This is a genomic window from Kitasatospora sp. NPDC041917 (assembly GCF_055589745.1).
The window spans coordinates 168111-183657 of sequence record NZ_JBVJBI010000003.1 but is presented as its reverse complement, the minus strand read 5'-3'; the positions used below and the strand labels follow the sequence as shown (position 1 = coordinate 183657).

The window sequence follows — 15547 nt, the reverse complement described above, 5'->3', positions numbered from 1 at the left end:
GGAGTCACTGCTGTGGAAACCCCGCTCGTCGCCCTCTGCCCCGACGATCCCGCCTACCGCCTGGTCACCTTCACCCATCACGACGGCGACTGCGACGGCGTGCTCGCGCTGCTGCACACCGTCACCGACAAGGACCGCCATGCCGGGGACCTGACACCGCATCTGATGCAGCGCCAGGACGATGGGGCATGGTCGATCACCTACCGGCTGCGCGCCGACCACCGCGCCTCGTACCAGCTGTACCCGTTCCGCGGCGAGGCCCCCGGCACCGCCCGGCCCGACTGGCTGCGCGTCCTCGACCAGGCCCGCCCCGACCCGTACGACACCGAGCCCCGGCTGCCCGCCCGCGACGGCCGCCACCCCGCCTCGGTGCTCAGTCTGCCCGCCGCCCCCGCACAACCGTACGTGGCGCGGCGCGACGGCGTGCCGCGCGGACGGACGCTCGCCCACACGGTGGCCGGCCGGCGGGTCGACGTCCACCTCCCCGCCGGACACCGGCCGGACGGTGGCCCGTACCCGGTCGCGGTGCTGCTGGACGGCGAGATGTGGGGCGAGGTGCTCTCCGCCGGCGACACCCTCGACAACCTGACGGCCGACGGCGCCATCCCGCCCACCGTCACCCTGCTGGTGCACACCATGGGGCCGAAGCGCCCGGACGACCTGAGCTGCAACCCGGCCTTCATCGACCTCCTCGCCGACCGCCTGCTGCCCTGGGCCACAAAGGAGTTCGGCGCGAGCGGCGACCCGACCGCCACCGTGATCGCGGGCCAGAGCGCGGGCGGCCTCACCGCCGCCTACGCCGCCTACCGCCGCCCGGAACGCTTCGGCAACGCGCTCTCCCAGTCCGGCTCCTTCTGGTGGCCCGACGAGACCGAGTTCGACGCGGGCAGCGAATGGCTGACCCGGCGTCTCGCCGCCGAGGAACGACGGCAGGCCCGCTTCTGGATCGAGGTCGGGCTCCAGGAGTGGATGCTCCTCGCCCAGAACCGCCACCTGCGCGACGTCCTCACGGCCCGCGGCTACGACCTCGCCTACCACGAGTTCAACGGCGGCCACGACTACGCCTGCTGGCGCGGCGGCCTGGCCGACGGGCTCGCGCACCTGCTCGGGTCACCCGAGGGGATGGTTTCGGGCTGATTCGCATACCTCCAGGCCATCAGGCGTCTAGCGTCGAACTTCGCACCGATCGGCCTGGAGGTACCCCATGAACGCGCCCTCGTCCGCCGCGCCGCCGCCGATGTCGTGGAAGTACTGCGGCAACCAGATCAAGCTGTGGCGGACCCGCGCGGGTGTCAGCCGCGAGGACCTGGCCACCGAGGCCGGATACGGCATCGAGAGCCTGCGGTCGATGGAGGCGGGGCGGCGCAAGCCCTCGATGCACCTGCTGCAGGTGGCGGACGACATGTGCGACGCGAAGGGGATCCTGGTGGCGGGGGCGCAGTTCCTGCTACCCGAGAAGTATCCGTACTTCGCTGAGGAGTACATGCGTTACGAAGCCGAGGCCGTCGTCATCCACTGGTTCGAAACACTGCTGATTCCAGGGCTCCTCCAGACCGAGGAAACAGCTCGAACGCTCCTCAACGCGCACTGGCCTCCGCTCGATGACAACACCATCGATGAGCGCGTTGCGGCGCGACTCGCACGCCAGACCGTACTCGCGACCCAAACGAAGTCGTTCAACTTCCTGATCGGTGAAACGCCGCTGCGGAACGCCCTCAGCAGCGGAGAAGCCCACAAGCGCCAACTCCTTCACCTGCTGGCCGTCGGCAAAGCACGCCACATCATCATTCAGGTCGTACCGGGCTCGGGTTCGCACCCGGGGTTGAACGGCCCCTTCATCCTGCTCGACAGCCCGGAGCACCAGCGGCTGGCGTACGAGGAAGGACAGGCGATGGGCCTGCTCCACTCAGAGCCGGAGAAGGTCAGCCTGCTGAGCCAACGCCATGCAATGATCCTTCAACGAGCCCTCAACCCCGAGGCCTCGACAGGATTCATTGCCAAGTTGGCGGAGGAGCTATGAACACCGAACTGGCCTGGTTCAAGTCCAGCCACAGTGGGACCGAAGGCGGCGCTTGCGTCGAGGTCGCTTCCACTCCGGGCACCGTTCATGTCCGCGACTCCAAGGACAAGAGCGGCCCCCGGCTTGCCTTCGCCGCCGAAGCCTGGGCCGACTTCATCAACAAGCTCGCGAAGGAAATGTGAACACCGAACTGGCCTGGTTCAAGTCCAGTCACAGCGGGAGCGAGGGTGGCGCCTGCATCGAGGTCGCCCTCGCCCCGGGCACCGTCCGCGTCCGCGATTCCAAGGACAAGACCGGGCCCCAGCTCGCCTTCACCGCCGAGGCCTGGACCGACTTCGTTCAGCTCGCCCGAGGCCTCGCTTCTCCGGACCACTGAAGCCGCTGCCAAGGCCCCCGTGCTAGCGTCCCCGGGGCGGTGCAGCGGCACCGGCCCCGGACGAGACGTGCGCCGTACCCGGCCTGCCAAGACGACGCACTCTGGAGGCGTCATGGCCGCTGCCGGTGCACCGATCGCCCGTCCACTGGACGTGCGGTGGATCCACGGTTCCCCGTCCGCGAAGCACAACACGGATCCGGACATCCAGGTCCACGAGTACGACGAGCACACCGTCATCCTGCGGCAGAACAAGGCGATCAACTACGAGGCCCCGTTCCTGTTCCTGCTCTTCGGGACGGAGCGGGCGGTGCTGATCGACACCGGGGCGACGGCCGAGGCCGCGTACTTCCCGCTGCGCGCGACGGTCGACGGGCTGGTGGAGGCGTGGCTCGCCCGCAACCCCCGGGACGGCTACGGGCTGCTGGTACTGCACACCCACCCGCACGGCGACCACGTCGCGGGCGACGGCCAGTTCACCGACCGGCCCGCGACCACCCTGGTCGGTGCCGATCTGCCCACCGCCTGGCCGTACTTCGGCTTCGACCGGGACGAGGAGGCCGTGGCCCTGGTCGACCTCGGCGGCGGGCGGGTGCTGAAGTGCCTGGCCACGCCGGGACACCACGAGGCGGCGGTCACCTTCTACGACCCGTGGACGGGCTTCCTGCTCACCGGCGACACCGTCTATCCGGGGCGGCTGTACATCGACGACTGGCCGGCCTTCCGGCGCACCGTCGAGCGGCTGGCCGCGTTCGCCGGGAGCCACCCGGTGACGCACGTGCTCGGCTGCCACATCGAGATGACCCGCGAGCCGGGCGTCGACTACCCGATCCGCACCACCTACCAGCCCGACGAACCTCCACTCCAGCTCACCCCCGCCCACCTGGACCGCATCCGGGCGGCCGTCGCCGAACTCGGCGACCGGCCGCGCCGGTACCCGCTGGACGACCTGATCCTCTGGCCGAGCGAGTGAACTCCCCCGGTCCCGCGGCCGATCAGTCCCGGTAGGGCACCAGCCGGGTCAGGTCCAGCTCGAAGTCGAAGGGCGCGGGGATGCGAAGCTTCTCCCCGAACTCCCGCTCCGTCCTGGTGTGGTAGCGGTCGCGGTTGGGTTCGGAGAACAGGGTCACCGTCTTCTGCCGGGGGTCCACGATCAGGTAGAGCGGGAAGCCCATCCGCGGGTAGTCGCGGACCTTCCCGCTCCAGTCGTTGTCGGGGTTGGACGGCGAGACGATCTCGACCGCGATCAGCGCCAGGTCGGCGGGGATCTCGCGGCCCAGCTCGATGACGTCCTCGGGCAGGTAGGTGAGGTCGGGGTTGCGAACGGTGCCGAACTCGGGCGAGGAGAGGTCACTGTTCCCCGTCGGGAAGTAGCCGGGAGGACAGTGCGCCTCGAACTGGCGCTGGACGATCGCCAGGTTGAGCTGGTGAATCGATGACGGTGACGTCTGCATGACGATGACGTCACCGGACAGCTCGACCTTGTAGCCGTCCGGCAGGCTGCGGCAGGCCTCTTCAAGCAGACGGTAGTGCTGAGGGTTCATGGGCTCTCCTCCGGTGCTCCGACCACCGTAGGGCAGTCGGAGCACCGGAGGACCACGGACCGCACCGGCGTCATTCCTCCGGGGGTGGGCCCGGAGCTTCGGTGGGGAGGCGAAGGGCCAACAGGGTGCCGGCGGCGACCAGGGCGGCGGTGAGGAGGAGGGCGAGGCGGTAGGGGGTGGCGTCGGTGCCGTCGGCGAGGGCGCCGATGAGGGCCGCGGTGGCGGCGATGCCGAGGGCGCCGCCGAGGGTGCGCAGGATGGTGAACAGGCCCATCGCGCGGCCCATCGCGGGGCCGGGGACGTCGGCGAAGCCGGCGATCTGGACGGTGAGGACGGCGGTGCCCAGGATCAGGCCGACGCAGAACATCAACACCCGTACGGCCCACGGGTTCTCGGCGAAACCGAGGGAGGCGAGGACGACCGCCGCCAGCAGCAGGCCTGGCAGGGCGAGCCGGCGCGGACCGAGCCGGGGCAGCAGGCGGTCGACCACCTGCGAGGCGGCCATCAGGCCGATCGCCTCCGGGAAGACGCTCAGCCCGGCGTCCAGGGCGGTGGCGCCGCGCGCCGCCTGGTAGAGCAGCGGCAGCACGAACAGCGCGCCCATCAGCCCGGCCGAGGTCAGCAGGGCGAGCCAGCTCGCCGCGCCGAAGGTGCGGTCGGCGAGCAGCCGCAGGTCCACCAGCGGTTCGGGGGAGCGGAGTTGGTGCCGTACGGCCGCCCCCAGCAGGGCCAGGCCGAGCAGTCCGCCGAGGGCCACGCCCGGGGAGGTCCAGCCGTGCGCCGGGCCGAAGCCGAGGGCGTAGGTCAGCAGGCCGAGGCCGGGCGTGGCGAGCAGGAAGCCGGTGGTGTCGAAGCGGCCGGCCGGGGGCTCCTGTTCGCCGCGCAGGCCGATCAGCCCGATGATCACGGCGGCGACCCCGATCGGCACGTTGACCAGGAACAGCCAGTGCCAGGAGAGGTGTTCGGTGAGGAAGCCGCCGAGCGGCGGCCCGAGGGCGGGCATCAGCGCGGTCGGGACGATCAGGATGCGGCCCAGGCCCGCCCGCTCGTGCGGGGCGAAGGCCCGGAACAGCAGGGTCATCCCGACCGGGGTGAGCAGCCCGCCCGCCACGCCCTGAACCGCCCGGGCCGCCGACAGCGTACCCAGACCGGGTGCCGCCGCGCAGAGCGCGGAGGCGAGCGTGAAGGCGGCGAGCGCGCCGAGGAAGACCCGCTTGACGCCGTACCGGTCGCCGAGCCAGCCGGCCACCGGCAGGCCGAGGGCGAGGCCGACCAGGAAGGCGGTCTCCACGGCGTTGGCCGCCGAGACGGGCCGGCCGAAGTCCTCGGCGATGTTGAACAGCGCCGGGTTGACGATCGTCGAGTCCAGGCCGTTCATGCACATCGCGGCCGTGTAGGCGACCACCACCGCGGCGCGCCCCGCGAGCAGGGGGCGCGCCGGGGCCTCGGCGCCGGGGGTGGCGGGAGGGGTCACAGGGTGGTCCAGTTCGCGGTGATCCACTCCAGGGCGGCCGGGCGCTCGCACGGGCCGTGGGCGATGCTCCAGCCGGCCGGGACGGCGGCGAAGGCGGGCCACAGGGAGTGCTGTCCCCCGGGGTTGACGAGCGCGAGGAACTCGCCGTCGGCGTCGAAGGGGTTGGCGGGGGCGTCACTCATCGGTGGTCTTCTCCATCGTCGGTCTGCTTCGGGAGGTCGGCGAGGTGGTCGGCGATCACGCTCGCGATGTGCGCGATCGGGGCGGGCAGGGTCATGTCCTTGTGGGAGCAGGCCACGTTCGTGTTGGCGATCCGGCCGGACACGTACGGCTCCCAGAGCTCGGGCACCAGGGTGTCGTCGATGGTGTCGACGGTGGCGCGGAAGAACAGCACGTCGCCGTCGAAGCGGCGGTGGTCGTAGCCGCGCACCAGGTGGTTGGTGTTGAGGTAGATCTCGTTCAGCGCGGCCACGGTGGCCTCGTCGAGCCCGGCGAGGGGGCTGCCCTCGCGGCGCAACAGCTCGGTGACGGGGCCGAGTTCGAGCGGACGGCCGTCGAGGTCGGCGGGCCCGAAGGCGCCCATGGTGAGCAGTGCCTCCAGCGCCTCGGCCCGGTCCGGGACGGGCAGCTCGCGGAAGCCCTCGGCGGGGTAGGCGTCCAGGATCGCGAGCAGTTCCACGTCCTGGCCGAGTTCCTGGAGGCGGACGGCCACCGCGTGCGCGATGATCCCGCCGGTGGACCAGCCGAGCAGCCGGTACGGGCCCTCGGGCTGGACCTCGCGCAGCCGGTCGGCGTAGTGCGCGGCCAGCTCCTCCAGGGTGCCGGGCAGCGGCTCGGCAGCGGTGGCGGCGCCGACGCCCTGGGCCTGGAGGCCGTAGATCGGCACCTCGCCGGGCAGGTTGCGGATCAGTCCGGTGTAGCACCAGCCGAGGCCGCCGGCCGGGTGGACGGCGAACAGCGGGCGCTGCCGGCCGGGGGCGACGGGCCGCAGCGGGAGCAGCACGTCCAGGGCGTCGGTGTCCGGTGCGCCCGCCGCGAGGGCGGCGTCCAGGGCGGCCACGGTGGACGCCTGGAACAGGGCGCCGATGCCGACCTCCAGTCCGAGCACCTCGCGGATCCGCCCGGCGAGGCGCACGACCAGCAGCGAGTGCCCGCCGAGCGCGAAGAAGTCGTCCTCGACGCCGACCGAGGCCACGCCCAGCACCTCGGCGAACAGTTCGCACAGCTGCTGCTCGCGCGGGGTGCGCGGCGGGCGGCCGGCGCCCGAGGCGGGGGCCTCGGGGGCGGGCAGGGCGCGGCGGTCGAGCTTGCCGTTGGCGGTCAGCGGGAGGCGGTCGAGCAGGACGACGGCGGAGGGCACCATGTGGACGGGCAGTTCGGCGGCGGCGTGGGCGCGCAGCTCGTCCGGGGCGGCGCCGTCGGCCACCGCGTAGCCGACCAGCCGCTTGTCCCCCGGCACGTCCTCCCGGACCACCACGGCGGCGTCGGCGACGGCCGAGTGCGCGGCCAGCACGGCCTCGATCTCGCCGAGTTCGATCCGGAAGCCGCGCAGCTTGACCTGCTGGTCGGCGCGGCCGAAGTACTCCAGCACGCCGTCGGCGCGGCGCCGGGCGAGGTCCCCGGAGCGGTACATCCTGGTGCCGCGCTCGCCGAACAGCTCGGCGTACGGGTCGGCGACGAAGCGGGTCGCGGTCAGCTCGGGGCGGCCGAGGTAGCCGCGGGCCAGGCCCGCCCCGGCCACGTACATCTCACCCGTGACGCCGGGCGGGACGGGCTGGAGGTGCTGGTCGAGGACGTAGACCCGGAGGTCGGGGATGTTGACGCCGATGGTGCTGCTGCTCCCGGCGGCGGCGCTCGCCCGGTCGAGGGCGATGTACGAGACGTGCACGGTGGTCTCGGTGATGCCGTACATGTTGACCAGCACGGGGGCGTCCTCGGCGTGCCGGTCGTACCAGTCGTCCAGCCGGGCGAGTTCGAGCGCCTCGCCGCCGAACACCACGTAGCGCAGGGCGAGTTCGCTGCCGGGACGGTCCCGGTCGGCAGCACTGAGCTGGTAGAAGGCAGACGGCGTCTGGTTGAGCACGGTGACCCGCTCGCGGGCGAGCAGCTCCAGGAAGGCCGCCGGGTCGCGGCTGACCAGGTGCGGGACGACGACCAGCCGGCCGCCGTGCAGCAGGGCGCCCCACAGCTCCCAGACCGAGAAGTCGAAGGCGTAGGAGTGGAACAGCGTCCACACGTCCTCGGCTCCGAAGCCGAACCAGTGGTCGGTGGCGCCGAACAGCCGGACCACGTTGCGGTGGGTGACGGGCACGCCCTTGGGCCGGCCGGTGGAGCCGGAGGTGTAGATGACGTAGGCGGTGTCCTCGGCGCGCAGCGGGCGGGTGCGCTCGTGCTGGGCCAGCGGGACGGCCGGGTGGCGCTCGGACTCCGGGCCGTCGACCAGGAGTTGGCGCACCTCGTGGGCGGGCAGCCGGGGCGCGGTGGCCCGGTCGGTGAGCAGGGCGGCGGGGGTGGCGTCGGCCAGCATGTAGGCGAGCCGGTCGGCCGGGTAGTCGGGGTCGAGCGGCAGGTACGCGGCGCCGGACTTGGCCACCGCCAGCAGGGCGACGACCAGTTCGAGCGAGCGCGGCAGGGCGAGCGCGACGATGGTGCCGGGGCCGATTCCCTCGGCGGCCAGCAGCCGGGCCAGCCGGTCGGCGCGGGCCCCGAGTTCGGTGTAGTCGAGCTGCTCGCCCTGGTGACCGACCGCGACGGCGTGGGGGTTGGCGGCGGCGGCCGCCTCGAACAGCTCGGGCAGGGTGGCGTCCGAAGCCGTCGCCACCGACGGGCCGTTCCACTCGATCAGGGCACGCCGCCGTTCCTCCTCGCCGATCAGCGGAAGCCGGCCGATCGGGGTGTCGGGGGCGCTCGCGGCGGCGGTGAGCAGCCTGGTCAGGCGCTCCGCGAGCGCGGCCGCGGTGGCGGCGTCGAAGAGGTCGGTGCGGTACTCCAGGAAGCCGCCGATGCCGCCGCCGGGCAGTTCGCCGGCGTTGAGGGTGAGGTCGAACTTGGCCGTACCGCTGGGGATCGCGGCGATGTCGGCGGTGAGGCCACCCCCCAGGGCGATCCGCTCGTCCGGGCGGCTCTGCCAGGCGAGCATCACCTGGAACAGCGGGTGGCGGGCGAGCGAGCGGGCCGGGTTGAGCTCCTCGACCAGCCGGTCGAAGGGCAGTTCGGCGTGCTCGTGCGCGGCGAGCACGGTGGCGCGGACCCGGGCGAGCAGCTCCCGGAAGGTGGGGTCGCCGGACGTGTCGGTGCGCAGCACCAGCGAGTTGACGAAGTAGCCGACCAGTGCGGCGGTCTGCTCGTCGTCGCGGCCGGCCACCGGGGTGCCGACCGGGATGTCCGTGCCGGCGCCGTGCCGGGTGAGCAGAGCGGCGAGACCGGCCTGGACGGCCATGAAGACGGTGCTGCCGGCGGCCCGGGCGAGCCCGGCCAGGGCGCTGTGCGCCTCGGCGCCGAGCACGAAGGGAACGGTGGAGCCCCGGTGGCCCGCCACGGCCGGGCGGGGGCGGTCGAGGGGCAGCTCCAGCTGGTCGGGCAGTCCGGCGAGCGCGGCACGCCAGTGCTCCGCCTGCCGGACGGCGAGCGCGCTGGGCGCCTCGGTGGTGCCGATCCGCTCCCGCTGCCAGGCCGCGTGGTCGGCGTACTGGACGGTGAGCCGCGGCAGTTCGGGGTCCAGTCCGGCGATCCTGGCGGTGTAGGCGGCGGCCAGGTCGCGGAGCAGCGGGGTGGTGGAGGCGCCGTCGCCCGCGATGTGGTGGAGCAGCAGGAGCAGGGTGTGCTGGTCCGCACCGCCGGTGGGCCGGGTGGATCCGCCGGCCGCGGCGGGCCCGGTGAACAATGTGGCGCGCAGCGGGGGTTCGGCGGTCAGGTCGAAGGCATACCGGACGGCCTCGACCAAGTCGCCGGTGCCGTCGTGGAGTTCGGTGCCCGCAGCGGGCAGGATGCGCTGGTACGGGCTGCCGTCCGCCTCCTCCCCGTAGACGGTGCGCAGGACTTCGTGCCGGGCGACGAGGTCGCCGAGGGCGAGGGTGAGGGCGTGCCGGTCGAGCGGGCCGGTGAGGGTGAGCGCCAGCGGGATGTTGTACGTCGGGCTGGGGCCTTCGAGGCGGTGCAGGAACCAGAGGCCGCGCTGGGCGGGCGAGAGCGGCATCCGCTCGGTGCGCGGCACGGGCACCGGGACGGAACGCCGCTCCTCGGGCTCCGAGGCCGGGCCGGCCGCCCCGCCGAGCAGGGCCGCGAGGCCGGCCGGGGTGGACTGCCGGAACACGTCGGCGAACCCGACCGGGGCGGCGAAGGTGTCGCGCAGCCGGGCGGCCAGGCGGCCGGCGAGCAGCGAGTGGCCGCCGAGGTCGAAGAAGGAGGCGTCCCGGCCGGGCGCCTGCGGCAGACCGAGGACCTCGGCGAACAGGCCGCAGACCAGTTCCTCCTGGGGTGTGGCCGCCGCCGTGCCCTCGGTGGTGACGGCCGGCTCGGGCAGGGCGCGGTGGTCGAGCTTGTCGTGGGCGGTGCGCGGCAGTTCGTCCAGCAGCAGGACGGCCACCGGGACCATGTGCGCGGGCAGCCGGGCGGCGAGCGCGGCGCGCAGCCCGTCCGGGTCGGGCCTGCTGCCGCTCTCCGGGACGGCGTAGCCGAGCAGCCGCTTGCCCTGCGGTCCGGGGCGGGCGATCACCACGGCCTGGGCGACGCCGGGCAGTTCGGCGAGGACGGCGGCGATCTCGCCGGGTTCGATCCGGAAGCCGCGGATCTTCACCTGGTCGTCGGCCCGGCCGAGGAACTCCAGGGTGCCGTCGGGGCGGCGCCGGGCGAGGTCGCCGGTGCGGTACATCCGGCCGCCGGGCGGGCCGAACGGGTCGGCGAGGAAGCGTTCGGCGGTGAGGTCGGGGCGGCCGAGGTAGCCGCGGGCCAGGCAGGCGCCGGCCACGTACAGCTCGCCGGTGACGCCGTCGGGAGCGGGGCGCAGCGAGCCGTCCAGGACGTAGGCGCGCGAGCCGCGCACCACCCGGCCGCGCGGGGCGCCGTCCGGGCCCGGGGTCCAGGCGTAGGCGTCGACGGTGGTCTCGGTCGGTCCGTAGAGGTCGACCGGGTGCAGGCCGGGGACGGCGGTGAGGCGCTGCCAGAGGGCGGGCGGGGTGGCCTCGCCGCCGACCACGAGGACGGACGGGCGGTGCCGCCCCTCGTCCAGGATGCCTTCGGCGAGCAGGACTTCGAGGTAGGAGGGGGTGAGGTCGAGGTAGTCGATGCGCTCCCGGTCGAGGTGGGCGGCGAGCGCGGCCGGGTCGCGGTAGGTCGCGTCGTCCAGCAGGTGGAGCTCGTGGCCGTGGACCATCCAGAGCACCGGGTCCCAGGAGGCGTCGAAGGCGAAGGAGGCGCTGTGGGCGACGCGCAGCCGGTCCCGGCCGGTGCGGCGCACGGCGGGGGCGACGTGGTCCTCGCCGAGGCCGGCGTGCAGGTTGGCCAGCGAGGCGTGGGTGACCACCACGCCCTTGGGGCGGCCGGTGGAGCCCGAGGTGTGCAGCACGTAGGCGGGCTGGTCGAGTCGCGGGGCGGGCAGGGCGGTCACGGGCTCGCGGTCGGGCCCGGGTTCGCCGTCGGACCCGGGCTCACCGCTGGGCCCGGCGTCGGCGGCTTCCGGCCGGACGGTGGGCACGCCGGCGGGCAGGTCGAGCCCGGCGAGGGACTCGGCGGTGGCGACCGCGCAGACCGGGCGGGCGTCGGCCAGGACGGCGGCCAGGCGCTGCGCGGGGTGGGCGAGGTCGAGGGAGACGCAGGCACCGCCCGCCTTGAGGACGGCGAGCATCGCGACCAGGGTGTCGGTGCCGCGCGGCAGGGCGATCGCGACCGGCGCCCCGGCCCGGACGCCCAGGGCGGTCAGGCGGTGGGCGAGCCGGTCGGCGGCGGCGTCGAGCTGCCGGTAGGTCAGCGCGCTCGAACCGGAGCGGACGGCGACGGCGTCCGGGGTGCGGGCTGCCCGGGCGGCGAACAGCTCGGGCACAGTCCGCTCGGCCGGGGGCTCGGTGCGGCCCTCGGTGGCGCGGCGCAGGCCGTCCGGGTCGAGCAGGTCGATCCGGGCGATCGGCGTCCGCGGGTCGGTGAGCAGCAGCTCGGCGAGGGCGTCGAGGTAGCGCAGCAGGCCGTCGCGGTGGGCGGCGAGCGAGGCGGGCCCGTAGCGGGCCGGGTCGGCGTCGATGACCAGGCGCAGCGCGCCGTCCGGGCCGGGCGAGACGTTCAGGGCGAGGTCGTCCACCGGGCCGGCGGCGAGGTTGCGGACGGTGCCGGGCAGGCCGGCCAGGTCGAGGTCGCTCTCGAAGGCCTTGATGTTGACCATCGGGCCGAACAGGGCGCGGCGGTCGCCGGTGCGGCCGAGGTCGCGGCGCAGTTCCTCCAGGGGGTAGCGCTGGTGGCGGCGGACGGCGCGCAGCTCGCGGACCACGGCGCGCAGCAGTGCCTCGGCGCTGTCGGCGGGGTGCACGGCAAGGCGCAGCGGGAGCACGTTGGCGGCGGCCACGGCGGTGCGCAGGGCGGCCGGACCGCGCCGGTTGGCGAGCGGCAGGCCGAGGACCACGTCCTGGGCGCCGGTCAGGCGGTGCAGGTATCCGGCGGCGGCGGCGAGGAGCAGTTCGGCCCACGTGGCGCGGACGGCGTCGGCGGCGCGTTCCAGGCGGTCGCGGGTGCCGGCGGGCAGGTCGGCGGCGAGGCGGACCGCCTCGCCGGGCACGGCGTCCCGGTCGCCGGCCGCGGGTTCGGCGGGTTCACCGGGCCGGGCGGGTTCGGGGGTTCCCGGGAGGGCGGCCGGGGTGTCGGCGCCGGCCATCCGGGCGGACCAGTGGACGCGGTCGGCCTCGTACTGCGCGCTCCCCCGGTACGCGGCCTCCTCGGCGGCGGCCTCGGCGAGTCCGGCGAAGGGGTTCGGGGCGGGTTCGGCTCCGGTGACGCGGGCGGCGTAGAGGGCGGCGATCCGCTCGCCGAGGAGGGTCAACGCGTAGGCGTCGACGGCGAGGTGGTGGATGCGGCGGTACCAGATCCGGCGGTCCTCGGCGAGGCGGATCAGCGCGTGGGTGAACAGCGGGCCCTCGGCGAGGTCGGCCGGGCGGGCGAGGTCGGCGCGCATCCAGGCCTCGGCCTCGGCGGCCGGGTCGGCGGCGGCGCGCAGGTCGAGGCGGTGCAGCGGCCAGCGGCGGCCGGGGCGCAGCCGCTGGCGCGGCGTGCCGTCCGGGCCGGTGACGACGACGGCGCTCAGTGCCTGGGCCTCGTCCACCGCCTGCCGCAGCGCTTGTTCGAACCGGTCCTCGTCGAGCGGGCCGGTGATCTCGACCGCGTCGCCGGTGTTGTAGACCGGGCTCGCGGGGTCGAGGGCCTGGGCGTACCAGATCGCGGCCTGGGCGGCGAGCAGGGGGACGTCGGCGGTCTGGCTGTCGGCGATCTGGGTTTCGACGGCAGGCATGGGGTGGAGAGCTCCTCGGGGATCCGGAACGCCTTACTTAGGTTAGCCTAATCTAACTTCATATGATCTGGTCAACGGCCCCGCACGGACGGGCCCCTGACAACCCGGAGACGCCACCCATGCCCCTGACCGAGCCGCCGACCAGTCCCCCCGCCGAGGCCAAGCAGGCCGTGCGCGACCGCGTCCACGCCCACCGGGCCGAGCTGCTCGCACTCAGCCGCCGCATCCACGCCCACCCCGAGACCGCCTTCGAGGAGCACCTCGCGACCGCCTGGTGCGCCGAACTGCTGCGCGCACACGGCTACTCGGTCACCGCACCCGCCCACGGCCTGGCCACCGCGTTCGACGCGCGCCTCGGCAGCGGACCGGTCACCGTCGCGCTGGTCTGCGAGTACGACGCACTGCCCGACCTCGGCCACGCCTGCGGGCACAACCTGATCGCCGCCGCCGGGATCGGCGCCGCGCTCGGGCTCGCCCCGCACGCGGACCGGCTCGGGCTCACCGTCCGGGTGATCGGCGCTCCGGCCGAGGAACGCGGGGCCGGCAAGGCGCTGCTGCTGGAGGCCGGGGCGTTCGACGGGGTGGACGCCGCGATGATGGTCCACCCCTGCCCCGTCGAGATCGCCGACTTCCACTCCTTCGCGCTCGGCACACTGTCCGTCCGCTACACCGGGCGGGCCGCCCACCCGAGCCTCGACCCCCACCGGGGGCGCAACGCCGCCGACGCGCTCACCGTCGCCCAGGTCGCCATCGGACTGCTGCGCCAGCAACTCCCGCCGCAGTGGCGGGTGCACGGCATCACCACGGCGGCCGGGACGGCGCCGAACCTGATCCCGGACAGCGCGAGCGCCGAGTACGAGATCCGGGCCTCGGCGGCGGAGGACCTCGCCGAGCTGCGCTCCCGGGTCGAGGACTGCTTCCGCGCCGGGGCGCTCGCCACCGGCTGCGAGGTGGAACTGACCCGACCCGAGCCGGACTACCTGGACATGCGCTCCGACGCCCGGTTGCTGGCACTGTGGCGGGCCAACGCGGCGGCGCTCGGCCGGCCGGAACCGGTCGAGAGCGGACCCTTCGCCTGTACGGACATGGGGAACGTGTCGCACGCGGTGCCGTCCATCCATCCGGTGCTGGACATCACCGGCGGCGCCTGCGCCCCCCACGAGGCGGCCTTCGCCGAGGCGGCGCTGGGCGTGGAGGCGGAGCGGGCGGTGCTGGACGGCGCGGTGGCGATGGCGTGGACGGCGGTGGACCTGGCGGTGGACCAGGCGGTGGACCAGGCAGCGCGTTCGGCGACCGAGGCCGCGGCGGGTGGGCCGCGCTGACCGACGGGGGGCGGCCGACAACTTTCAGCGAACAGATGATGAAATCTGTCATCTGAACTCTGTTCGCTGAAAGTCGTCACCCGAAGTCCGTCCGCGTCCGCACTCTGTAGCGCCCGGCCGCCCGCCCTCACCCGCCGAGCAGCACCCCCGGCGCCGCCCGCACCGCCGTCACGCCCAGCTTCCGCACCAGCTCCCCGACCTCGCCCCCCTGCCACGGGTCGGCGAGCACCACGGCGGCACCCGTCCGCAGCGGCCACAGGTACTCCCAGAGCGGCAGGCCCAGGTGGAGCACCCGGTCGCCCGGCCCGAGCGGGTGCTCCACCTGGAGCTCGCGCACCCGGCGGTCCGCCTCGGCATGGGTGAGCCGCACGGCGGTCGGGCGCCCGCCCGGGCCGTACCCGACGCAGAGCAGGTGGTGCGGGGTCAGCGCCCTGGGCGGGTCGGTCGGCAGCTCGCCGTCCGTCTCCAGCCCGGCCAACGCCCCCGGCACCCCCTCCCCCAGCACGCAGACCGGCGCGTTCTCCGCCAGCAGCCGCTCCCACCGCCCGGGCGTGTCCGCCGGGTCCAGCGGGAGGTACGCCGCGCCCGACTTCGCCACCGCCAGCAGCGCCGTCAGCAACTCCGCCGGACGCGGGAGGCCCGCCAGACCGACCACCGCGCCCGGGCGGGCCCCGCGGGCGCCCAGGGCGCGCGCCAGCCGGTTGGCCGCGGCGTTCAACTCCCGGTAGCTGACTGTCTCCCCGTCCGCGAGCACCAGCGCCGGCGCGTCCGGCGTCCGGGCCGCCTGCGCCTCGACCGGACCCACCGCGGTGGTCGCCGGGTACCGCACCGTACGCCGGGGCAGTGCGGGCAGCTCGGGCGCCGCCGACAGCACCGCCTCGCGGACCGCACCCGGAGCCGCGCCGCGGACCGCCTCGCGCACCCCCGCCGCCACCCCCGCTGCCGCCCCCGGCGCCATCACCTCCGGCACCATCACGCCGCGCCCAGCAGCTCGGCCCAGGCCTCGATCGCCGGGCGCTCCGCGAGCTGGACGAACGCCACCTCGGCGCCCGCCTCCTGCCAGCGCCCGGCCAGGGTCATCAGCCGGATGGAGTCCAGCCCCCAGTCGACCAGGTTCTCGTCCAGCGGGATCTCCGCCGGGTCCTCGCCGAGCAGATCGGCGACCTCGGCCCGGATCCGCTCCACCGTGAAGCCCACGCCCGTCACTTCCCGCTCACCCCTTCGAGTTCCGCGACAACCGCGACACCAGCGACGCCCGCGACGCCCGCGACACCCGCGACACCCTGGACATCCGAAACGCCCGGGGCGGCCGGAGCCAGCGCCCCGAG

General features: G+C 74.5%; 11 protein-coding genes, 1 pseudogene and 1 riboswitch. Of the genes and pseudogenes, 6 read left to right on the top strand and 6 right to left on the bottom strand.

Translation table 11 applies throughout. The features are described 5' to 3' along the window. Positions 1 to 3: 3 nt before the first annotated feature. The 5 genes and pseudogenes from fes to ACZ6EM_RS04585 all read left to right on the top strand — a co-directional run. A pseudogene (gene fes / locus ACZ6EM_RS04605) lies at positions 4 to 1137 on the top strand (enterochelin esterase); the annotation flags it as partial. 67 nt (positions 1138 to 1204) lie between these two features. Next, complete coding sequence (locus tag ACZ6EM_RS04600; RefSeq protein WP_465771666.1) at positions 1205 to 2020, top strand: helix-turn-helix domain-containing protein; 816 nt, start codon at positions 1205 to 1207, stop codon at positions 2018 to 2020. Continuing rightward, positions 2017 to 2202, top strand: a complete 186-nt coding sequence (locus ACZ6EM_RS04595) for a DUF397 domain-containing protein (RefSeq protein WP_465771665.1) — start codon at positions 2017 to 2019, stop codon at positions 2200 to 2202. Before ACZ6EM_RS04600 ends, ACZ6EM_RS04595 begins: the two co-directional genes overlap by 4 nt. Then, positions 2199 to 2396 (top strand): DUF397 domain-containing protein, encoded by a 198-nt coding sequence (locus ACZ6EM_RS04590; protein ID WP_465771664.1) that lies wholly within the window; start codon positions 2199 to 2201, stop codon positions 2394 to 2396. Before ACZ6EM_RS04595 ends, ACZ6EM_RS04590 begins: the two co-directional genes overlap by 4 nt. Before the next feature lie 33 nt (positions 2397 to 2429). After that, positions 2430 to 2497: riboswitch (guanidine-III (ykkC-III) riboswitch) on the top strand. 11 nt (positions 2498 to 2508) lie between these two features. Then, the gene (locus ACZ6EM_RS04585) at positions 2509 to 3366 is read left to right on the top strand and encodes an MBL fold metallo-hydrolase (RefSeq protein ID WP_465771663.1); all 858 of its coding nucleotides are present in this window, start codon (positions 2509 to 2511) and stop codon (positions 3364 to 3366) included. 22 nt (positions 3367 to 3388) lie between these two features. On the opposite strand, the gene ACZ6EM_RS04580 is transcribed toward ACZ6EM_RS04585, so the two are convergent. The 4 genes from ACZ6EM_RS04580 to ACZ6EM_RS04565 form a co-directional block, all read right to left on the bottom strand. Beyond that, positions 3389 to 3937 (bottom strand): Uma2 family endonuclease, encoded by a 549-nt coding sequence (locus ACZ6EM_RS04580; protein ID WP_401043279.1) that lies wholly within the window; start codon positions 3935 to 3937, stop codon positions 3389 to 3391. A gap of 70 nt (positions 3938 to 4007) precedes the next feature. Then, the gene (locus ACZ6EM_RS04575; RefSeq protein WP_465771662.1) at positions 4008 to 5411 is read right to left on the bottom strand and encodes a DHA2 family efflux MFS transporter permease subunit; all 1404 of its coding nucleotides are present in this window, start codon (positions 5409 to 5411) and stop codon (positions 4008 to 4010) included. Beyond that, positions 5408 to 5593 carry an MbtH family protein gene (locus ACZ6EM_RS04570; RefSeq protein WP_401046573.1) on the bottom strand — a complete coding sequence of 62 codons (186 nt, stop codon included), beginning with the start codon at positions 5591 to 5593 and terminating at the stop codon, positions 5408 to 5410. Before ACZ6EM_RS04570 ends, ACZ6EM_RS04575 begins: the two co-directional genes overlap by 4 nt. Then, positions 5590 to 12897 carry an amino acid adenylation domain-containing protein gene (locus ACZ6EM_RS04565; RefSeq protein WP_465771661.1) on the bottom strand — a complete coding sequence of 2436 codons (7308 nt, stop codon included), beginning with the start codon at positions 12895 to 12897 and terminating at the stop codon, positions 5590 to 5592. Before ACZ6EM_RS04565 ends, ACZ6EM_RS04570 begins: the two co-directional genes overlap by 4 nt. Positions 12898 to 13016: 119 nt before the next feature. On the opposite strand from ACZ6EM_RS04565, the gene ACZ6EM_RS04560 reads away from it, so the two are divergent. Continuing rightward, a complete protein-coding gene (locus ACZ6EM_RS04560) occupies positions 13017 to 14219 on the top strand; it encodes a M20 family metallopeptidase (protein WP_465771660.1) in 1203 nt (400 codons plus the stop codon). Positions 14220 to 14346: 127 nt separating this feature from the next. On the opposite strand, the gene ACZ6EM_RS04555 is transcribed toward ACZ6EM_RS04560, so the two are convergent. After that, on the bottom strand, positions 14347 to 15177 hold the full coding sequence (locus tag ACZ6EM_RS04555; RefSeq protein WP_465771783.1) for an AMP-binding protein: 831 nt from the start codon (positions 15175 to 15177) through the stop codon (positions 14347 to 14349). A gap of 14 nt (positions 15178 to 15191) precedes the next feature. Beyond that, complete coding sequence (locus ACZ6EM_RS04550; RefSeq protein ID WP_380348422.1) at positions 15192 to 15425, bottom strand: phosphopantetheine-binding protein; 234 nt, start codon at positions 15423 to 15425, stop codon at positions 15192 to 15194. Positions 15426 to 15547 lie beyond the last annotated feature (122 nt).